General features: G+C 67.2%; 11 protein-coding genes, 1 tRNA gene and 2 pseudogenes. 5 read left to right on the top strand and 9 right to left on the bottom strand.

The features are described 5' to 3' along the window. Positions 1-446: 446 nt before the first annotated feature. Together ACWCQ1_RS14460 and ACWCQ1_RS14465 are read right to left on the bottom strand one after the other, a co-directional pair. On the bottom strand, positions 447-1,352 hold the full coding sequence (locus tag ACWCQ1_RS14460) for a glycosyltransferase family 2 protein (RefSeq protein ID WP_358602292.1): 906 nt from the start codon (positions 1,350-1,352) through the stop codon (positions 447-449). Between the two features lie 199 nt (positions 1,353-1,551). Beyond that, positions 1,552-2,997, bottom strand: a complete 1,446-nt coding sequence (locus ACWCQ1_RS14465; RefSeq protein WP_451026599.1) for a DHA2 family efflux MFS transporter permease subunit — start codon at positions 2,995-2,997, stop codon at positions 1,552-1,554. A gap of 94 nt (positions 2,998-3,091) precedes the next feature. Between ACWCQ1_RS14465 and ACWCQ1_RS14470 the strand changes: the two genes are divergently transcribed. Beyond that, the gene (locus ACWCQ1_RS14470; RefSeq protein ID WP_451026600.1) at positions 3,092-3,835 is read left to right on the top strand and encodes a TetR/AcrR family transcriptional regulator; all 744 of its coding nucleotides are present in this window, start codon (positions 3,092-3,094) and stop codon (positions 3,833-3,835) included. A gap of 26 nt (positions 3,836-3,861) precedes the next feature. Here ACWCQ1_RS14470 and ACWCQ1_RS14475 read toward each other — a convergent pair whose 3' ends face one another. After that, positions 3,862-4,176, bottom strand: coding sequence for an SUKH-4 family immunity protein (locus tag ACWCQ1_RS14475; protein ID WP_451026601.1), 315 nt, complete (start codon positions 4,174-4,176; stop codon positions 3,862-3,864). On the opposite strand from ACWCQ1_RS14475, the pseudogene ACWCQ1_RS14480 reads away from it, so the two are divergent. Together ACWCQ1_RS14480 and ACWCQ1_RS14485 are read left to right on the top strand one after the other, a co-directional pair. After that, positions 4,087-5,093: pseudogene (locus ACWCQ1_RS14480) on the top strand (replication initiator); the annotation flags it as partial. The gene ACWCQ1_RS14475 and the pseudogene ACWCQ1_RS14480 overlap by 90 nt on opposite strands. Beyond that, positions 5,081-5,515, top strand: a pseudogene (locus ACWCQ1_RS14485) (tyrosine-type recombinase/integrase); the annotation flags it as partial. The pseudogenes ACWCQ1_RS14480 and ACWCQ1_RS14485, both read left to right, overlap by 13 nt. Before the next feature lie 140 nt (positions 5,516-5,655). On the opposite strand, the gene ACWCQ1_RS14490 reads toward ACWCQ1_RS14485, so the two are convergent. Next, positions 5,656-5,934, bottom strand: coding sequence for a hypothetical protein (locus ACWCQ1_RS14490; RefSeq protein WP_451026602.1), 279 nt, complete (start codon positions 5,932-5,934; stop codon positions 5,656-5,658). Next, positions 5,931-12,497, bottom strand: a complete 6,567-nt coding sequence (locus ACWCQ1_RS14495; RefSeq protein WP_451026603.1) for a polymorphic toxin-type HINT domain-containing protein — start codon at positions 12,495-12,497, stop codon at positions 5,931-5,933. Before ACWCQ1_RS14495 ends, ACWCQ1_RS14490 begins: the two co-directional genes overlap by 4 nt. A gap of 139 nt (positions 12,498-12,636) precedes the next feature. On the opposite strand from ACWCQ1_RS14495, the gene ACWCQ1_RS14500 reads away from it, so the two are divergent. Then, complete coding sequence (locus ACWCQ1_RS14500) at positions 12,637-13,014, top strand: hypothetical protein (protein WP_358610443.1); 378 nt, start codon at positions 12,637-12,639, stop codon at positions 13,012-13,014. Positions 13,015-13,058: 44 nt separating this feature from the next. Here the strand turns inward: ACWCQ1_RS14500 and ACWCQ1_RS14505 are convergent, their stop codons facing one another. Both ACWCQ1_RS14505 and ACWCQ1_RS14510 read right to left on the bottom strand, forming a co-directional pair. Beyond that, positions 13,059-15,878 (bottom strand): LamG domain-containing protein, encoded by a 2,820-nt coding sequence (locus ACWCQ1_RS14505; RefSeq protein WP_451026604.1) that lies wholly within the window; start codon positions 15,876-15,878, stop codon positions 13,059-13,061. Between the two features lie 252 nt (positions 15,879-16,130). Beyond that, on the bottom strand, positions 16,131-17,273 hold the full coding sequence (locus ACWCQ1_RS14510) for a hypothetical protein (protein ID WP_451026605.1): 1,143 nt from the start codon (positions 17,271-17,273) through the stop codon (positions 16,131-16,133). Between the two features lie 544 nt (positions 17,274-17,817). Between ACWCQ1_RS14510 and ACWCQ1_RS14515 the strand changes: the two genes are divergently transcribed. After that, positions 17,818-18,342, top strand: a complete 525-nt coding sequence (locus tag ACWCQ1_RS14515; protein WP_358609419.1) for a transposase — start codon at positions 17,818-17,820, stop codon at positions 18,340-18,342. 366 nt (positions 18,343-18,708) lie between these two features. Here ACWCQ1_RS14515 and ACWCQ1_RS14520 read toward each other — a convergent pair. Both ACWCQ1_RS14520 and ACWCQ1_RS14525 read right to left on the bottom strand, forming a co-directional pair. After that, positions 18,709-18,785: transfer RNA gene (locus tag ACWCQ1_RS14520), tRNA-Thr, on the bottom strand. Between the two features lie 107 nt (positions 18,786-18,892). Continuing rightward, a complete protein-coding gene (locus ACWCQ1_RS14525) occupies positions 18,893-20,476 on the bottom strand; it encodes an alpha/beta hydrolase (RefSeq protein WP_451026606.1) in 1,584 nt (527 codons plus the stop codon). Positions 20,477-20,584: the final 108 nt, after the last annotated feature.

A 20,584-nucleotide genomic window follows, 5' to 3' on the forward strand; every position in this document is an offset into this window, starting at 1 on the left:
TTCCTTGACCGGTTCCCTCCGGGATCCGCTGCCGTTCGGCCCGATCGCGGCCGCCCTGCGGCGACTTCACGCCAGGTGGCGGACGGTGGCGCGGAGGACCGTTGGCCACATGTTAGCGATCTGTTGGCGCGACCTGATGTGATCACATCATCGGAGCCGGCCCGGGGGTGCGCGCGTTAAGACGCGATACTCGGGGGAGTGACGCCGCCGCGGCCGGATCCGGGGGACGTGGGAGGGTCCCGGTCGGCGGAGGTGAGCGACCGGGGTCCTCGTCCCCGTTCGCGTCCTCGACCGGGAGCGAGCCGCAGCTCGGACGACCGGCGGACGCCCCAGGCGCGTGAGGCGCGTGCGGCGCTCAGACGACCGGCGGACGGCCCAGGCGCGTAAGCGCGTGCGGCGCTCAAAGGACCCGCGGACACCCCAAGCGCCTAAGGCGCGTCCGGCGCTCAAACGACCGGCGGGCGCCCCAGGCGCGTAAGGCGCCACACCGTCCTCCAGCGCATCGGGCGGCGTTCGCCCGCCGGTTCCCGCAGGCCTTCCGCGAAACCGCCGAACCAGGCGCGCAGCGCGGCGGGCCGGGAGCGGTTGCGCAGAACCGTCACCGCCATCCAGACGCCGAGGTGGAGCGGGATGAGCGGCAGGGGGAGACGGCGGCGGACCAGCCAGACGCGGTTGCGGGCGTTCACGCGGTAGTAGATCGCGTGCCGGGCCGGTGAGGTCTTCGGGTGCTGGAGCAGGAGTTCGGGCGCGTAGAGGATGCGCCAGCCCGCGTCGACCGCCCGCCACGCCATGTCGATCTCCTCGTGGGCGAAGAAGAACGCCGCGGGCCAGTCACCGATCTGGTCCAGCATCGAGGTACGGAAGGCGTGCCCGCCCCCGAGGAACCCGGTGACGTGACCGCCGCGCAGCGGGTCGGCCGCGCCGAGCCTGGGCACGTGCCGGCGCTGCGTCTCGCCGTGCTCGTCCGCAATGCGGAAGCCGACGATGCCGAGCCGGGGGTCGGCGGCGAAGTGGCGGGCGACGCGGCTGAGCACGTCGGCGTCGACGAGGAGGCCGTCGTCGTCCAGTTCGACCACGATGTCCACGTCCCCGAACTCCCGCAGCTGGGCGAGCGCCACGTTGCGGCCGCCCGGGCAGCCGAGGTTCTCGTCGACCTCGAGCAGGGTGACCTCGCCGGGCAGGGCCAGCCGGGCCGCGTAGTCGGGCAGCGGGCAGCCGTTGCCGACGATCACGATCCTGGTGGGGGCGAGATCCTGCTTGGCGACGGACTCCAGCAGGGCGTCCATCTCGTCGGGGCGGTTGCCCATCGTCACCACGGCGACGGCGATCCTCGGCGCGTCCCTGTCCCCCATTGCGCTCACCCCATCCGCCGTCGGCAACGTCGGCCGCGATGCTAGCCGTTCACGGTAAGGACTTCCTGAGTACGCCGTTTCGTATGCCAAGTCTTGATCCGTCGTACGGGCGGGCTCACCCGTTTGCCGTCACGTTTGCCGTCACAGCGGAGGCAGGGGGGTGTACGACGGCCACTCACCGCGGTCGGCGGGTCCCCGTTCAGCCGTGTGCCTGCTGGGCGTGCCTGGGGAGGAGGCCGACCAGGAGCAGGGTGAGGAGGTTGAGTCCGGCCGCGATGCCGAAGACGAGTTCCGCGGCTGCGAGGTAGGAGTCGGCGGACGGGTGTCCGACCCGGGCGAAGAACACAGTGCCGAGGGCGGCTACGCCGATCGCGCCGGCGAACTGCTGCACCGCGTTGAGCAGGCCCGCCCCGGTGCCGACCTCCTCGGCGGTGGCGTCGCCGATGATGAAGTCGACCAGCGGTACGAACACCAGGCCCGAGCCGAGACCGGTGAGCAGCAGCGCGGGCGCCAGCTTCCAGACGGTGATGCCGGTGCCCCAGTGGGCGACGGACCACCACAGGGACAGCAGACCGACGACGGCGACGGACAGTCCGAGGTGCAGGGTGGCGCGCCCGAGCTTCTCGGCGAGCACGGCGCCCGCGAGCAGGACGGCGACGGCGGTGCCGAGGGCCCAGGGGATCAGGGTGAGGCCGGTGCGCAGGGGCGCCCAGTGCATGCCTTGCTGGAGCAGCAGGTTGATGACGAGGACGAAGGCGCTGAGGGAGGCGTAGAACCCGGCCACGATCACCAGGCCGACGACGAAACTGCGTTTGCGGAACAGCGACGGCGTGATGACGGGGTGCCGGCTGCGCCGCTGGGAGACGACGAAGAGGGCGAGCAGACCGACGGCGGCGGCCATCATGACGTACGTCCAGACGGGCCAGCCCAGTTCGCGCCCCTGGATGAGCGGGACGATCAGCAGGGCCGAGGCCGCGGTGAGCAGGCCGACACCGGTGAGGTCGAGACGGGCGGTCGGGTCCTCGCCGCCGCGCCGGGGCAGTACGCGCAGCCCGAGGGCGAGGGCGACGACTCCGAACGGGACGTTGATCAGGAAGATCGACCGCCAGCCGCTGCCGAACGGGTCCAGGTGGAGCAGCCAGCCGGCCAGGATGGGCCCGCCCACCATGGTCAGTCCCATCAGCGGGCCGACCGGCGTCAGGGCCTTGCGCAGGTGCTGGGGCGGGAACACGATCTTCACCAGGGCGAGCCCCTGCGGGATCATGACCGACCCGCACAGGCCCTGCAGGGTGCGGGCGACGATGAGGAAGACGGGGTCGGGGGCGAGACCGCAGGCCAGTGAGGTCAGGGTGAAGCCGGTCATGCCGAGCAGGAACAGCCGTCGGCGCCCGAGCAGGTCGCCGAGCCGCCCGGAGGTGACCAGGCCCAGGGCGAAGGCCGCGGTGTAGGCGCTGAGCACCCACTGGACCGTGACCTGACCGCCGCCGAGATCGGCGCGGATGGAGGGGCCGGCGAGGTTGGCGACGCTGGAGTCGACGAGATCCATGATGTCGGCCAGAACCACGACGACGAGGACGAGCCACGCGGTGCGCAGCGGCAGGGTACTGACGGGGGGCGCGAGGGATTCGCGCTGATTGATGGACACGAACACTGTTCTACTCACGATCGGCGTTCTGAACAATACGAACGCTGTTCTTAGTGATGCAGAACACTGTTCGTCGATGCGTTAGGCTGCCGGTATGTCACCGACTCCGCAGGAACGGCGCGCAGCACGGCACCAGCTCGGCACGGGGTCCGGGGCGCCCGCGGGCCGACGGGGGCCGTCCGGCGGACGCAAGAAGCCGATCACGGTCGACGCCATCGTCAGCACCGCGTTCGGCATCGTGGAGAGGGAGGGCTACGAAGCCCTGACGATGCGGCGCGTGGCGAGCGCGCTGGAGACCGGACCGTCCTCGCTCTACGCCCACGTGGTCAACAAGGAGGACCTGGACGAGCTGCTCATCGGCCGGCTGTGCGCCGAGATCGAGCTGCCCGAGCCGGACCCCGCCACCTGGCGGCAGCAGATCACGAGCGTCTGCGCCCGACTGCGCGACCAGTATCTCCGCTACCCGGGCATCTCCCGGGCGGCCTTCGCCGCCGCCCCGTCCAACCTGGACACGCTCCGCCTCAGCGAGGGAATGCTCGCCATCCTGCTCGCCGGGGGCATCGCCCCGAGGACCGCGGCATGGGCGATCGACTCCCTGATGCTCTACGTCAACGCCTACAGCCTCGAGGTCTCCCTGGCCGGCAGCCGGCTCGGCCGCGGCGACGACGGCTGGGTGGTCAGCCGCGACGAACTCCTGCGCCGCTTCGCCGCGCTCCCCGACACCTTCCCCCACACCAAGCGCCACGCCACCGACCTCACGGCCGGCACGGTCCACGACCGCTTCGACTTCACGATCGCCCTGATGATCGACGGCCTGCAGACCCGGGGGGCGGAGTGAGGTCCGACGGGAGCCTTCGTCTCCGCCTACCACGACTGGATGAAGCCTCGCCAGAGGGATTGTTCTGCCGACCCTACTCTCGGATCGAGCCTGACGGCGAATTCAAGGAAATCATCGAGCAGGTCGTACTGCTCGATGTCGAACCGTAGGGCCTTGACCTCTTTGAACGTCCAGTACCAACGCCATGACGTCTCGACGAAATGAGCAACCGACGAATTAACGAAAGAATGTGGAAGATCCTCGCCCGATCCACCCTCACCGCCCCCTCCTTCGGCCCCGTCCACAGCCGCCCCACCACCCCCGGCGGCGACATCCGGCCCTGCCGCTGCCGCAAACTCCACGAACCCACGGACGCCCTACTCGGCACGCCACTGAACCCCGCGATGTACGACTACGCGGGCGCGGTCCTGTTCAACGCCCACGCCGGAGCCTTGTGGGCCCGCTTCACCACCTACCTGCGCCGGGAACTCGCCGCCCGGCTCGGCATGACGCAGAAGGCCGCCCGCTCGGTCCTGCGCGTGTCCTTCGCAAAGGTCGCCGAGTACCAGAAGCGGGGCCTGGTCCACTTCCGCGCGGTGATCCGGCTCGACGGCCCGGACGGTAGCACCCAGCCCCCACCTTCGTACGCCACCGTCGCCGTACTCGCGGACGCCATCAGGGCCGCCGCCTCAGGGTCCGCGTCACGGTCGAGTCGAGCGCGGTCGGGGAACGCGAACTCGTTTGGGGCGAACAGCTCGACGTGCGCGAGATCGCCGCCTTCGGCACCGACACGGAGCTAACTGATCAGGCGGTCGCCGCCAATGTGGCCAAGTACGCCACCAAGTCCGCCGACGCCTCCGGCATCCTCGACCGCGCCCTGTTCTGCCGCCCCCAAGGACGCGGCGCAACCCTCCTACGCCAAGGGACCCCGCTCCCCTGCACCGCGTGCGGTGGCACCGGACAGGCCCGGCCCCTGCCCCGGCTCGCCGTCGCCCGCCATCTCCGGCAGATGATCCGCACATGCTGGGAGCTGGGAAAGCGCCCGGAGTTCGCCAACCTGAAGCTCTGGAAGTGGGCGCACATGCTCGGCTTCCGGGGCCACTTCTCCACCAAATCCCGCCGCTACTCCACCACCCTCGGGGCACTGCGCGACGCCCGCCGTGCCTGGCGCACCGAACAGGCCCGCGCGCACACCGGCCTGCCTGATTACGACCCGGCCACCACGCTCGTCGTCGGCCACTGGGCCTACCAGGGCTCGGGTTACAGCCCCGGCGGTGCCAGCACTCCCTCCAACAGCACCGCAACCGCCAGCGTCAGGAACGCGACGCGGCGGGCGCGGGCTGGAAGGACAGCGGCTACGTCTTCACCCGACCCGATGGAGCCCCGATCGAGGCAGCCAGCCTCACCCGGCACTTCAACACCCTGCTCCGCCGTGCCAGGCTCCGCCGCATCCGGTTCCATGATCTTCGACACTCGGCGGCCACCCTCCTCCTGGAACGGGGCGTCGAACTCGTCGTCATCAGGGAACTCCTCGGCCACGCGCACATCGGCGTCACCGCCACCGTCTACGCCCACGTCCGACTCCGGCTCCAGCGCGACGCCATCGACATCCTCAGCACCGCCCTCCGCCACGCCGCCAACAGCACTGCCGAGCCCGATGACGGTGACGCTCCCCCGCTTTGCGCAGCACCCGTCCGCTGACGTTGCCGTCAACTACTGCCGTCAGACGCCCCAGAGGCCCCACCGGAAACAAAATCCGGTGGGGCCTCTGGACTCCCCCAGGAAGTCGCCAGGCATCCTTCTCAGGAGACTGCGCGGACTTGTTTGACGAATTTCAACTATTAACCCTTTGCCCGCCTCAGCCGCTCAGCGAGCGGGATTTGACTAGGTGGTCTCAAGATGAATTTGTCCTTCTGCTCGTCAAAGCAGTCCAGATAGCCGCTGACTCGATCGCCAACCTGGTAATTATCCCCAGCGTCGATGTACAGGGCGTCAATGAGCCCAACGCGAGATAGTCCCAGGTCCACGATGATTCCCCAGCGAAATACCGCCTCAATCTCACCATCGACCATCTCGCCGATGAGATGTTGCTCGTATTCGCTGAGCTGCCCGTTTGTCACTGTCCTACCAAACTTCGCGGGTACTGGTTGAGTCGATCGAACACGGTGTTCGGAATGGCAACCTCCACGCCAGGAACGCCATTATGCGAGCCCACGTACTGACTGAAGTGCTGTTCAAAATCAGCTTTCGGGATTCTAATTTCGACGATACCGCCGTCATAGCCTCCACGGCTGGCGTAATCGAGCGCAATAGTCTTCCCTTCGTCCGCCAGCCCAAAGTACGCCCGTCCATCCGGATACCCATTTCCAGATCCCGGGAAGTCACTCTCGTGGAAGCCATCCTTCAGCAACCTATCCGTCATTCCAGTACCAGGCGCCTTGTAAATGGATACTTCCGGGCAGCCATTGCTGTTATGCACAAGAACCGGCGTATTGCCTGCAAGTACATAGTACGTATGCAGTTGCTCGACGGTCAGGTTGTACATGTCACCCTGGCCGGGTCGGGTCTCGACGCCGACGATCTGAGCGTGGTGGTCGGTCGAGGTGTTGAGTGTGTGGCCGGGCTGGAGGGCGCCGGCGGGTACCCAGGCGTGGGATGTGCCGTCCCAGAAGGGGTGGTTGGAGGTCGTGTGGAGGGTGGCGGTGTGGCCGTCGCTCCCGTGGATCGTGACATCGACGAGGTCGTTGTCGAGGTGGACGATGCGGGCCGTGACGGTCCGCGCTCCCCTGCGTTTGCCGGTCTGGGGGTCGGCCGCCACGACCTTGTCGCCGGGCTTCAGCTTGCCTATCGGTTTCGTCTTGCCATCTTTCAGCAGGACGGGCGTGGACGGGGTGAAGCTGCATGCCTCTCGCAGCATCGTCGCAACGGCGCCTTCTTCGGCCTCCGCCGCGACCGCTGGCGATGCCCCGCGGGCCAGGAGCCCCTTGCCGACGGATCCCCAGGCCATCGTTGCGACGGTGATCACGTCTGAGACGATCGCCTCGCCGCAGTCGCCGCGTCCGGTGATGCAGTGGATGGTGGCCTTGACGCCCCAGGGGTCGTTCTGGGGGCCGGGCAGGAGGCCTGCCCGTTTCGCGGTGTCGCAGAAGCCGCCGTTCTTGTCGTCCCTGATGTAGCACAGGTCCGTGGCGAAACGCGCAAGGTACTGGCTGTAGGTGGTGCGGCGCGGGTCGAGAACGGCGTAGCGGGCCACGAGTTCTTTCCTCGTGGGGAGTCTGATCCCCTGGACGATCGGCTGGCCGTCCTTGGCGGTGTTCACGCGGGACTTGGTGTTGTCGCTGGACCTCGTGGAGTTGTTGTGTCCCTTGGCGGTGCGGTACCTACCGGTGTGGTTGATGCTGTCGATGTTGTCCTGCGAGCACCCTGGATTGCTTGGGCCGCAGCTTTCGAGCCCCGTGGGGTCGGAACGGGTGACCGGACTGTTGTCGCTGTAGCTGTAGCCGTTGATCTGCTGCGGATCCGAAGCGTCCAGCACAGGGTCGGCGGACAGGAAGCGTCCGGTGGACGGGTCGTAGTCGCGGGCGCCCAGGTGGGTCAGGCCTGTGCCGGCGTCCTGGGTGCCGCCGACGAAGCCCTTGTCGCCCGGCCAGCTTGTCGGTGCTTTACCCCGGGCTGCGCCGAAGGGGGTGGAGCGGCGCTGTTGCAGGGTCAGGTCGGTTGAGTTGATGGCGAGTTCGGATGTGCCGTGGTGGTCGCCGATGAGGAAGGAGAGGTTGTTGTCGTCGGTGCGGATGGCCTGGTTGCCGCCGCCGAGGTCGTAGTAGCGGGTCGCCTTCGGTGTGGTGGCGCCCTTGGCCAGGGTGATCTGTGTGCTGCCGAGGTAGAGCGTGGTGTCCGTGTCGGTGCGGGTGATCAGGCGGTTGCCGTCGGCGTCGTAAACGTAGGAGGTGGTCTTGGTGCCGCCGCTGCCGTCGGGTTTGGTCGCCTGCGTGAGGTGGCCTTCTGCGTCCCAGGTGAAGGTCTGCTTGTCGCCGCTGATGGTGCGCGTCTGTGCGTTGCCGGCGTCGTCATAGGTGTAGGTGTCCTGGGCGACACCGTTGGGACCTGTGGTATCGACCTTGGTCAGGGTATGGGGCTGTTTGCCGCTTGGGGGCGGGTAGTTGTAGGTGCGCTTGATGTCCTTGGCCGAAGCGCCAGTGACATCGTGCTGGGTTTCCGTGAGCCGGTTGCCGCTGAGGTCGTAGGAGTAGGACTGCCAGTACGGGGCCGGTCCGCCAAGCACGGAGGCGGATGGTGTTGCCGCGCAGGTGGTGGTGTTCTGGGCCCAGGCCTCATTGAGTCGGCCGAGGTAGTCGTAGATGAAGCACTGGTTGTCGGTGCCGTCCCGGGAGACGTCCGCGAGGGAGGTGATGTTGCCTGCCTCGTCGTAGCCGTAGGTGGCCGACTTGTCTGTGCCTGCAACGTTCTCGCGGGTGACGTTGGAGTTGGCCAGGCGCTGGGTGCCCCACTGGTAACTGTTGGTGACCTGGGCCTTCTTCGCTCCGGCTGCCTGGTACGTGTACTGCAGCGGCTTGCCGGTGTAGCTGTACACCGTGTCGGTGACGTACGTGAGACCACCGGTGCCGGAGAGGGCTTTGGGGCGCAGCACGTCGTCATACGTGGGTGTGATGACTTCGGAGGCGAGGCTTCCGGCTGCGGGGTAGCTCGAGGACTGAACGGTTCCGTCGACGTTGTACTTGATGTTCGACTGGTACGAGCCGGCGAGCTTCTCCTCCCCCGTGACGGAGGGGATGGTGACGGTGGTGCGGTTGGGCCGGTAGAGGGTGTCGTACATGCTGTAGGTGGTGGTGTAGGCAGAGCCGCTCGCTCCGCCGACGTAGCGAGTGGCGGAGGAGAGCTGGCCCTTGAAGCCGCTGGGGTCCCAGACGTGCTTGGTCAGCAGGGGGCCGGAGGCGTCGCCGTCATGGGTTTCGGTCTCGCGCCCGAGGCCGTCGTAGATGTGTGTGATCTTCTTGCCGCGGTTGTCGGTGGTGGAGACCAGCTGGTTGCGGTCGTCGTATTCGGAGTTGGTGGTGCCCTTGTCCGGGTCGGTCGCCTGTTTCTGGTTGCCACGCTGGTCGTACTGGTACGTCCAGGTGCTGCCGGCCGGATCGGTGAGTTTGGTCAGCTTGCCCGCGGGGTTGTACTCGTAGTGGGTCTGGTCGTACGCGCCGGTCGGGGTGGCGGCGTGGTATTGCAGCAGGTCGGTGGTGTTGCCCCGGGCGTCCGTGATGGTCGTGGTGGGGGTGGCGCCCTTGGGCGGGGTCACTGTGACGCGGTCACCGCCGTAAGCCGTGACGGTGGTCGACAGTACGGACCCGCCGTCACCGTTGCCCGCTATCTGCTGCGACTTGACGGTGCGGCCCAGGCCGTCAAAGGTGTTCCAGGTCTGCGTCTCCACGGCGAGCGCATCGTCCAGGGTCAGCAGATCAGCGGAAGGGGCGCTGGTGTTGTAGTACGGGGCGAAGGTCTTGGCGGCCAGGCCGCGTTCGTCGTAGAAGACGTCGCTGATGAGCCGGCCGCCGTTCGGCCCTGGGGCTTGGACCTGTCGGGGCTGCAGGAAGCCGTCGTAGAGGGTGTACGAGGTTTTGCGCCCGGTCCCGTAGAGGGTGGTCGTGCCGACCGCGACCGGCTTGCCGTCGGTGATGGTGTAGGAGAACTCGTCGTTCGGGGTGTCGTTGTTCGCCTGGGAGCGGTTGGGGAGCCAGACCTTCAGCTTGCGGCCGAGCGCGTCGTAGGTGGTGTCGGTGCGCTTGTTATTGGTGTCCACCACGGTGACGGGAAGGCCCCGGACCTTGTCGTACGTCGTCGTGGTGGTCTGCGCGGTGGCGGTGTTTCCCGTCACGGAAGCCGGCGTGACGGTGACGGTGGAACTGGTGGGGAAACCGGTCGTCGGGGTGTAGGCCGTCGTGGTGGTGAGCCCGCCGGTACGGTCGGCCCGCACTGGAGCGGTCGTCTCTTTAGCGGTGACCGTGCCGGTGATGTCCGTCGTAGAAACCTGACGGCCGTAGCTGTCGTAGGTCGCGCCCGCTTCGGTGTAGGTGGCCGTCGTCCCGTCGTGCGCCTTGAGCGTCGCCGTACGCGTGCCGTCGCCCTTCACTGGCGCGGCGCCGTAGGTCTGTCCGTCGTAGGCCGTGCGAATGTCGACGATGACGTCCTTGGACCGGTCCGGGGTGTCCGCACATTTGACCGCGACGGTCTCCACCCGGGAGGGCAAGGCCAGGATCCAGTCACTGGTGTTGTCGACGTAGGACGTTCGCGTGCACTGGTTGTCCGCCGAGGTCGACTCGTCTCCGAAGTCGTCGGTCTGGGTGACGCGTCCGGCGGTGTCGTCGAAGGTGTTGGTCTGGTATGTGGTGCGCCACTTGCTGCCCGCTCCGTTGTCCAGGGAGGTCCAGGTGCGGGTGGAGGCGGTACCGGTCAGGTTGGCGGTTGTGCTGCCCCAGAAACGGAGACGCACGGCGGTCTGGTGATGCCACGGAGTGCTGACGGTCTTCTCCAGGACCTTCCCCCCGGGGCCGCTGTACTCCTCGGTCTTGTACTCGAAGCCGGACGCGGAGTCGTGGTCGGTGATGGTGCCACCGTTGTCGTCGGGGACGGTGACCGACTTGGTGCCGCCGGACGGGGCCGCCTTGTCGCCGTCCATGCCACGCAGGAAGTAGTGGTCGCTCTGCGACTTCATGCCGACCGGGTCCTGGCCGCCGGTCTGCACCCGCACATGGGCGTAGCCGCGCCACGTGGACCAGGTCTTGTACTTCTCCTTGGTCAGGCCGTCATCATCGTCGTAATGCCAGGCCGCCCCGTCCAGATAGTTGTAGCGGGTGACCATGTCCGGAGAGGTTTTGGTGCGGTCGGTCTGGGTGACCGAGTCGACGACGTATTTGTTGAACCACTGCAGGGTCGGATCGGTGTCGCCTTCCTTGGTGTAGTACGCGGGGAAGCACCGGGTGGTGTTCGTCTCCGGTTTCGGCAGGCTGGAGGCATCACAGGCCGCCGTGGAGTACTGCACCGACACCTGGCCGCCGGTCTCGTCGGAAATCCCCGACAGGCGTTCCTTGATGAACGGGGACGTGTCGTCGCCGGCGACTTTGAGGCGATTGGTGCGCTGGTCGTAGGCGAAGGTGACCTTCGGGAGGGTGATCTCGGGGGTGCTGGACTTCCCGGTGTGCTGGATCGAGTCCAGCAGCAGCTGGTAGTCGATGTCCGACTTGCCCCAGCGGTGGTTGAGCGCCCAGTCGTCGACCGCCTTGTAGGTGCCGTCGGATTGCAGGGCCTTGGTGGTCACCTCGGTCAGCCGCTTGCGGCTGAAGAAGGACGGGCTGGCGTTGTAGCAGTCGGAGCCGGACTTGCAGTTCAGGTCCCAGGGTGTGTCGTACCAGTAGAACTTCTTGTCGTCGATCGTCGAGGCGTCGCAGGACACCCCCGTTTCGGGCAGGCAGCGTTCGGCCGAGGCGAAGTCCACCCGTGCCAGCGGCTTGGCCGAGTACACGGCGGATGACTGCAGCCCGTACTCGATGTGATCGAGGTAGCCGCCACGGTCATAGACCGTCTTGTCAGCCGATTTCATGTTCCGGGCGTAGTAGTTGGTTTCCTTGTTGTAGTAGTAGGTGATCGCGTTGCCATGGGTGTCGACCGCGTAGTCCAGGTTCCAGCGCCAGCCCTGCTGGCACCAGGAGGCGGCGAACGTGGATGCGTGGCAGGGCTCGGTGTCGTCGTTGCCGAAGACCGGGGTGGTCCAGGCCGAGTTCGTTTCCGGCTTGCCGGACGCCCAGTCTGGAAGCCGGTTGTAGCCGAAGAAGTACTGCGTGCCGTCCGTAGTGGTGACCCGCCAGTACTCGTCGTTGTGGGTGCCGTTGGACCGGACGTCCTTGGTGTCCGCGCCGTAGACGCGATCGACCTTGGTGCCGTCGTCGCCCTTGATCCTGAAGGTGTTCTTGCCGGTCGCGATCAGCTCGCCGGAGTGTCCGCTGAACGACAGCGTCGCGTTGTCGTACGCCCAGCACAGGTCGCCTGGCTTGGTGCCGTCGGCGTTCTTCACTCCGTCGTCGGCGCACGACTTGTAGCTGCGCTCGATGAAGCCGGGCCACAGATCGAACCCGTCACCTGCCCAGGATCCCTGGTTGTTGGTGTTGGACGTCCGGCCGTCGAGGTTTCCGGACGAGTACGACAGGCCCACCTGCGGCGTGAACGAGCCTGGGACATCGGGCACAGGCATGTCGTACGACCACGAAAAGTCACCGGTGTTCAGGTTGGTCTGCCACGCGGAGGAGGCCGAGAGCTGGGTGGCCTTGTAGTCACCCTGGTCACTGGAGGTACCCGTGGTCGCCGCGAGGACCATCGGCGTCGCTGTGGCGCTGGTGGAGCTGGCTACGGACAGGGCGGGGGCGGTGAGCGTGTGTGTCGTGGTGTCGTTGTCGGTGGTGACCGGTGTAGCAGTGGAGCACTTCCGGTTGCCGGGGCTGGTCAGCACGCAGACCGGCAGGCGAACCATTTTCAGGCGGGCCGCGTAGGCGCCGCCATATGCCTGGGCAAAGGACGAGTAGTCGAGGGTGACGCCGACCGTGTTGCCCACGGCACCCTTGTCGGGCTGGACGCTGAACAGCAATCCGTTGACGCCGGCCCGCTTCGTGGTCTTCGCGTCCAAGACCCTGACGGTCGCCCTGCCCGACCAAGGGGTGGGGGAGGGCTTCTTGCTCGTGGTCGTGGACGACCTGCCACGGACCCGTGGGCTATTGGTCAGCGAGATGGGCAGGTGACCAGCGGCGGCTGACCTGGTGTGTGACGTGAGCGTCACCGTGGCCGAACCGGCCTTTGCCCAAGTGTGCTTGGGCTCCTTCCCAGGCACCCGCGGCTCGCCGTCGGTCTTGCGAGGCAACGCCGTGACGCCATGTCCGGACAGCGGCTTCTCGGATGCCGGTACCTTCGCCAGGTTGCTCGCCTCGGCGCCAGCGGTGGCTGTCGCCTGCAGCAGCGTGCCGACCAGGACGGTCGAAACCGCCAGCGCGATTCTGCGGCGTATCCGTCTGCGTGCCGTCGCTGCCATGTCTGTCCGCCTCATCGTGTCCATCCCCTGCCGCGCGTACCACACGGGCCCCGCCCGGCGGGGTTCCCCACTGAAGAAAGAGACCTTGCTCGTGCTCTGCCATCCGCTGACGCCGTGAACGGGCGGGATCGGCTCAGCTCTGGCGATCCCGCCCCGCTCGGGTCACGGGCCAGGAATCGTGCCGATGTCGGCACCGTTGGACAGTTGGGCGATCTGGCTGTCGCTGGCCGCGCCCTGGAAGACCCACACGTCGTCGATCGCGCCGCTCCAGTACTCACCCCAGCTGCTGGCACCGGTTTTGGCCCGGCCGAGCTGGAGTCCCTTCGTCGCGGCGAAGGGCAGCACCGACGAGTTCCACGACACGGTCTCGGTACAGGTGGGAGTGTCGGGCACTCCGTCGTCGTCTTCGTCCGCGCACAGCGTCGTTTTCAGCGCACCGTCCACGTACAGCCGCAACTGCCCGGCGTGCGCGTCGTAGACGACCGCCAGATGGTTCCAGGGGTTGGTGTTCTGGAAGTTGGTGTGCTCGGCCGTGGACTTGGCCGTGGTGAGGGTGTCGGCGTCGGCCATCTCCAGCTGCCAGCGGCCCGCGTTCGCCGGGTCGGTGGCGTCGGGGACGTAGCGCACCACGAACCCGTTCGCGTTGGCTCCGGCCATGCTCATCACCGTCACCGTCTTGGTGGGACGACTGGGCGCTGTCACCCACGCCGAGGCGGTGAAGCTGGCGCTGGTGTCGATCGGCGAGACCGAGGTGGACGCGTGGCCGGTGCTGGTGCCGTTCAGCAGCAGTCCCCCGTCGCCCACCATGTTGCTGTTGCCCGTGGTGTCGACGCTGGCTCCGGCACCGAGTGTCAGCGGGTGGGAGGTGTGGTCCTCGCGTGCCAGGTCGTCCGCGCTGGTCGCGGGAGTCCCGGAGGCCGCATCCAGTTTCCAGCGCCCCTCGACCGTCGGCCTGTTGTCGAACATCTCCGCGATCTCCGGGCCGGACAAGGCCCGGTCGTACAGCTGTACGTCCGAAATCTGGCCAGGGAAGAAGCTGCCCGGAGTGCCGCTGTACTTGCCCGCGCCGATCTGGAAGGGACCGCTGCCGTAGAACGGTGTGCTGAACTTCGTGGTGGCGACCAACTTGCCCTGCACGTACAGCCGCAGATCGTCGGTGAGCGCGTCGTAGGAGCCCACCACCTGGGTCCATTCACCGCCTGGCGCCTTGTCGGGACTCCCCTGACTTGCGCGCACGGGAGTACCGCTCGCGCTGTCGGCCGTGTACTGGTTGAACGTCCAGCCGTAGGCAGCCGAGTAGTACAGCTCGAAGCCAGGCATCACGGTGCCCGTCTGGGTGGCGATGATCGCCGCGTGAGTGGGTTTGGTCTTGGGCAGCTTGGCCCAGGCCGCCACCGAGAAACTCGCCTGGTTGTTCACCGCCGGGCCAGGAGTGGTGGCGTAGTCGTCCACACCGTCCAAGGTCAGAGCTGCACCAGCCCGCCCCGGGGCGCCGGGAACCGCCCCGCCCTTGAACACCGCCGGGTGCACATCTGCACGGCCTGTCACCTGCGCGGTCGCCGTACCGTCGGCTGCCGTGGCCGGCTCGTCCAACGGGAACACGGCTCGCGCCGGGCGGCCGTTGCCGATCGGCTTCTTGTTGTAGAGGTTGGTCACCTCTCCCGCAGACAGTGACTTGTCGAAGATGCGTACCTCGTCGATCGTGCCGGGGAAGAAACTGGACGGAGTGCCGCCGTAGTTGCCCGCGCCGATCTGCAGCCCGCGCCGCGCGTCCCACGGCGTGGAGTACGCCGCGGTGCCGACCAGGGTGCCGTTCACGTACAGCGACAGCAGATCGGAACCCGAGGCGTAGGTGCCGGTCAAGTGGACCCACTCACCGGCCTTGACCTCGCCGGCCGCCGCCTGCATCGCGCGCACCGGTGTCGCCGATGTGGTGTCCGCCGAATACTGGTTGAACACCCATCGGTCGTACGCCTTGGAGTAATACAGCTCAAAACCGGGAGCGTGGTTGCCGGGTTGTGCGGCGATCACCGCCGCGTTGTCCGGAATCTTGTCGAGTTTCGCCCATGCCGCCACGGAGAAGCTGCCGGAGGTATCTACCGTCGGAATGTCCGACACGAGATAGTCGTCGACGCCGTCGAGCGACACCGCGGTGCCGTTGACGCCTGCCGCGCCCAGGGTGGGGCCGCCCTTGAGGTCGAGGGTCCGCTGTCCGGATGTCCCCTCGGCCTGGGTCGTGCCGGACGCGTCGTCAAGCTTCCACTCCGCGCGGGCGGGCTGACCCGACTTCACCCGGAACTTGTAGCGTGTCGGCTCACTGGCATTGCCCGCCGAGTCAAACGCCTGCGCATACAGGAAGTTCGTACCGGACCGGGTCGGTCGAAAACTCACCGTCTTGGCCACCCCACCGGATGTGGTCACCTCATTGGCCGAGGACGGCTCCTCGTTGACCCCGAACCAGTACTTCGTGACGTCCGAACTCGGGGCGTCGATCGTGAAGGTGCCGTACCGGCCGACACCGTCATAGGGGGGATCGTTGGGATCACTGTCGTCCGCAGCCGGGTAGTCGCTCGACGTGATCGTGGGCCCCACAGGCACACTCGTGTCCCAGACGAAGTAACAGCCCGTCGCCGAACCCGCGCCCGACCAGGGCGAATAGCTGTAGTACTTGCCCTCGTCGTAGTCAACGGCCCGCGCGTACCAGGCCAGCGTGGTGTTCTTCGGAATCTTCTTGGTGGAAGTGATCTGCTCGATCAAGGACGTACTGAAATCCGAGCCGGACTTCTTCGGAGTCATCTTCGCGGAGACCCACTGGACCTTGAACCCGCTGCCCGCATCCCACGCCAGCTGGAACTGCACGCTCACCTGATCGCCGTCGGGGTCCTTCACGTCACTCGCGGTGATCTTCGGCAGCGAGCGTATCCGCACCTTGTTGTCGGGCTTCTTGCAGGTCGCGCCCGGAGACATGGTCAGCTGACTCATCGCGATCTGCTTCGGCGGTTGGTTGTACTTCACCCGCAGGTACGCGTCGTCCGAGAATCGCTTCCAGCCGTACTTGTCACTCTCATTGGCCGCGCGGAGACCGAATGACGTATACGCCGAATCATGCGTGGCGGCATACTTCACTCCTGCCGTCGCGTCGAACTCCACATCGCCGGATGGGCAGCTGGCGCTGCCACCCTTTGCCACGTCCCGTGAATCCAACTGGTCCAGCCAGTTGTCCGCAGAGCTGTTCTAGGTCGTACCCGAGTCGAACGACTTGGTCCGCCACAACTGCACAGAACGCCCGTCACACGAACCCGACCAGGTCTCATGCCCGACAAAGGTCGCCGAAATGATCGACTTGCCGCCGAACCGCGCCGTCGGGAACTTGAAGAACAGCCGCTTCACGTCGTACGGCGCGCAGTAGTCCCAGCCGCAATACCCCACGCCCGCGTCCGAGTCACCGTTGAACCGCCACTGCGGCGAAGACGCCCAGTACCGCGACACCATCGTCCATTCCCCGGCCTTGGGGGTGTAGGTCTGCGGGTCGATGTAGACGGGGAACGTCGTACCCGGATCCGTCAGCAGCGCGTGGTCCGGTGTCAGTCGAAGCTCGCTGTCGTCGGAGGCCACGTCGACGTCGATCGATGCCACCTTCGCCGCGTCTCCAGGACCGGCCTCGGCATCTGCTGCTGCGGAATCGGTCTGCGCGGTGGCCGTCTTCTCGCCGACTGCTCCCCGCACCAGCTGCGTTTGCGTGCCGGAGGCCTGCGCCGAGTCCCACATGACGGGCTTGGCCGCCTGGAAGACGACGCCGCCGGCCGTCTGATCCACCGCTTCCAGGCCACCCGAGGCGGTCTCCTGCAGGTCAAGGCCCGGAGAATCCACGCCCAGCTTCAATTGGGCCAATGCCGGGTTCTTCGCCGCGTTGGCGGTCTTCACCACCAGCAGCTCGCTGAAGCCATCGGTGACCGAGCGGACCTTCAGATCCACATCCGGCAGCACATTCGTGTACGTGGCGGTGTCCCCCGCCAGCATCGGCGCCGGCAACGGCGTAGGCCACGAGAACGACAGCTTCCGCCCGGCCCTCTCCAGCGTCACCAGTGGATCCGATCCACCCGCTGAGAACGACAGCCCCACAGCGGCGGCCTTCGGCATCACACTGCCGTCGCTCCGCTTCGAAAGGGTGTTGTCGACCGCCTTCCATGCCCCGTCAACCCGCGTACGTACCGGCTTCAGGTGCTGCACAGCCTCCAACTGACCGTCCGGCGTCGCGTAGACCTCACCCGACTCGCTCCGCAGGGAAGTGACTTCGACATTCGCACCATTTGCGCCCGCGGCCTCCTCAGCGGCTGACAGTGTCGCGGCCGCCTTGACGCCTCCGGCCTCCGTCACGGCTGTCGATCGCTCCACCGCATGGGCCTGGCTACTGGCTCCCACCGACGGCACGACAGTCGCAACCACGGCCGACGCGACCACAGCGATCAGTGCTCTTCCGCCAGCACGCCGTCTTCGGGACGCACTCATTCCCCCGCCCTCCCCCGCCCTCACAGAATCCCCACCCCGGAGTCACATGAGCCTCAAAAGTAAAAGGACCTTAACTGGGCCTTACTTGCACGCGTCAAGAGAGAAACGCCCGCGGCGCAGCACCCGGGCGGGCCGGTCGGACATCTTCAGCCACAGGCGCCGCATGACCGATCTGGAAGGTTTTTGCTTTGCATGACAGTTCACACACATGCAAATGCGGACATCAGCGTCCGGACCCGCAGCGAGATCCAGCCAACGGCGGCCAAGTCCATCGGACTCCACATTGCCAATATTTGGGATTCCTTGGGGAAGCTGTGTGGCTCCCATGGAGCGCTCTTGCGACTGGTCCCAGCACTCGGGTTGGCCAGCACCAACGGCTACGGCTCCGAAGGACGCTCCAACTGGTTGATCGATGTATCGCCATACTGTTGACAGAGAGGGAAGTGCCGGGCCGCGTCACACCTACCAGCAGGCGGCCACCGGCATGCTGCCCGCCCTGCGGACACGGTTTCCGGCGATCGTCAAGCTGTGGGCTGACGGCGGCTACACCAGAACCCTGATCACCTGGGCCCTGAACGTGCTGCACCCGGCCGTCACCGTGATCAAGCGTACGGACTACGTCTCCGGCTACGTCGTGCTCCCGGACCGGTGGTGCGTGGAACGGTCGTTCGCCTGGCTGCTTGGCTCACGCCGCCTCGCCCGCGACTACGAGCGGCGGCTCGATTCCAGCGAGGCGAAGATCCGGTGGCCGATGACCATGCTCATGACCTGCCACCTCGCAAGCCCGTGGCGAGCGCGAACCGCCCCGCCGACGGACAAGCGACCGGGCAACCAGCACCGGGTCCCACGCAGTCCAAGGCTGGCCCCGCACCCGGGGTGCGGCTGCGTCCGTGGTCCGGGTCGGGTGCGGAATCGCTGGCGTGCTCACATCCCATGATCAACACCAGTATCCGAGCCGGGCGGCCCACCCTGTCAGGACCGGACAGTCCCGTCCCTGCCGATCGCCCCATCGAAAACGGTCGCATTGCAGCCATCGGCCAAATGGGAGGCAGTGGCGCCTTGATGGAGTGTCACGCACGCCTGTCCACCGGCTGTCCACCGAAACCCATCGCCGATACTTGATCAGCCTCTCCCAGATGAGCAAAAGCCCAGCCCAGAGGCTCAAACCCTCCATACGGTCACGGAAACCACACCTCCGACCTACGCATTACGATGCGCAGATCACAGGTGCGCGATTTGCCGGAATTCCAAGGCCAATGAAAAGAAAAAAACCCAGGTCAGAGGTCTAACCTGGGGTTCACCATGGAGCCGCCTTCGGGATTCGAACCCGAGACCTACGCATTACGAGTGCGTTGCTCTGGCCATCTGAGCTAAGGCGGCGCGCCGTCCGCACTATGGTGCGATCAGCAACGTCGGTAAGTCTACACAGTTTCGGGGGGTGCTCCGACCACGCCCCGGGGCAGGCGGTCCCGAGGCGTGCGGCGGGGTTATGAGCAGCGCTTTCCCTGGGTCGGAGGGGTGCCGTCGAGCAGGTAGGTGTCGATCGCGGAGTCGATGCAGTCGCTGCCGCGGCCGTACGCGGTGTGGCCGTCGCCCACGTAGGTGAGCAGGCGGGCCGAGGAGAGCTGGCGGGAGAGGGACTGGGCCCAGCGGTACGGGGTCGCGGGGTCGCGCGTGGTGCCGACCACGACGATCGGCGCCGCCCCCTTCGCCTCGATGCGGTGCGGCTCACCCGTGGCCCTCACCGGCCAGTACGCGCAGTTCAGGGACGCCCAGGCGAGGCCCTCGCCGAAGACCCGGGAGGCCTTCTCGAAGGCGGGGAGCGCCTTCTCGACCTGGTCGGGAGAGGAGAAGGCGGCGGGCAGATCCAGGCAGTTCACGGCCGCGTTGGCGAACATCAGGTTCGAGTACCGGCCGTCGGCGCCGCGCTCGTAGTAGCTGTCGGACAGGACCAGCAGGCCCGCGCCGTCGTTCTCCTTCATCGCCGAGGTCAGCGCCTCGCGCAGCTGGCCCCATGAACCCTCGTCGTACATCGCCGCGATGACGCCGGTGGTGGCGAGGGCCTCGCCGAGCTTGCGGCCGTCCGCGTCGCCGGTCGGGATGGGGTGGGCGTCCAGTTTCCTGAAGAAGGCGCTGAGATTCTCGCCGACCTGCGCCGGCGTGGTGCCCCTGGTGCCGAGCGGGCAGTCCGGCTGCCGTACACAGTCCTTCGCGAAGGACTGGAACGCCGTCTCGAAACCGGCTGTCTGGTCCAGGTTCATCCGGCGCGCGGACAGGGAGGGGTCCATCGCGCCGTCGAGCACCAGCCGGCCCACCCGCTCCGGGAACAGCCCGGCGTACGTCGCCCCGAGGAACGTCCCGTACGACGCCCCCACGTACGTCAGTCTCCGATCACCGAGGACCGCGCGCAGGATGTCCATGTCCCGGGCCGCCTCGACCGTGGACACATGCCGCAGCAGGTCTGGGGAGTGCGCCCCGCACCCCTCGGCGAACTTCTTGTAGGCGTCGACGAGTTCGCCGGTCTCCTTCGTGTCGTCGGGTGTGGTGTCCGTCTGCGTGAAGGCGTCCATCCGGCGTCCGCTGAGGCATTCGACGGGCTCGCTGCGGGCGACCCCGCGCGGATCGACCGCGACCATGTCGTACCGCGCCCGCACCTCCGCCGGGTAGCCGACGCCCGCGTACTGCTCCAGGTAGCCGATGGCCGAGCCGCCCGGCCCGCCCGGGTTCACCAGCAGCGACCCCAGCGGCCGCCCCTTGCCCGTGGCCTTCCTGCGGGCGACGGCGAGCCGTACGTCCCCCGCGCCCGGCTTGGCGTAGTCGAGCGGCGCCCTCATCGTGGCGCACTGGAAGCCGGGCACCCCGCAGCTGCGCCAGCTCAGCTTCTGTTCGTAGTACGGCGCCAGGGCGGACGGCGTCGACTGCGGCAGCGCGGCCAGGGCCACCTCGGCGGCGCCGCCACCCGTGCTCGTCGTGCCTCCGGCGGAGCAGGCGGAGAGGAGGAGGGCGGCGGTGGCAAGGAGAGCGGCGGCGGTTCGGGGCCGGCGGGGACGGGGGCTGCGCCTGATGTGCATCTGGCGAGCGTAACCGTGCGCAGCCGCTCGGATGCCGTGCGTGCGCGTCGTGCCTCGTACGAGTTACGTGGTCAACCTCCGTTGATCGGCCGCGGAGTGCAGCGCCGC

Source organism: Streptomyces sp. NPDC002144, assembly GCF_053593695.1.

Coding starts and splice junctions, on each gene's coding strand:
- ACWCQ1_RS14460 (WP_358602292.1), bottom strand. CDS start 1,352: ATGGGGGACAGGGACGCGCCGAGGATCGCCGTCGCCGTGGTGACGATG.
- ACWCQ1_RS14470 (WP_451026600.1), top strand. CDS start 3,092: ATGTCACCGACTCCGCAGGAACGGCGCGCAGCACGGCACCAGCTCGGC.
- ACWCQ1_RS14505 (WP_451026604.1), bottom strand. CDS start 15,878: ATGAGTCAGCTGACCATGTCTCCGGGCGCGACCTGCAAGAAGCCCGAC.
- ACWCQ1_RS14515 (WP_358609419.1), top strand. CDS start 17,818: ATGTATCGCCATACTGTTGACAGAGAGGGAAGTGCCGGGCCGCGTCAC.
- ACWCQ1_RS14525 (WP_451026606.1), bottom strand. CDS start 20,476: ATGCACATCAGGCGCAGCCCCCGTCCCCGCCGGCCCCGAACCGCCGCC.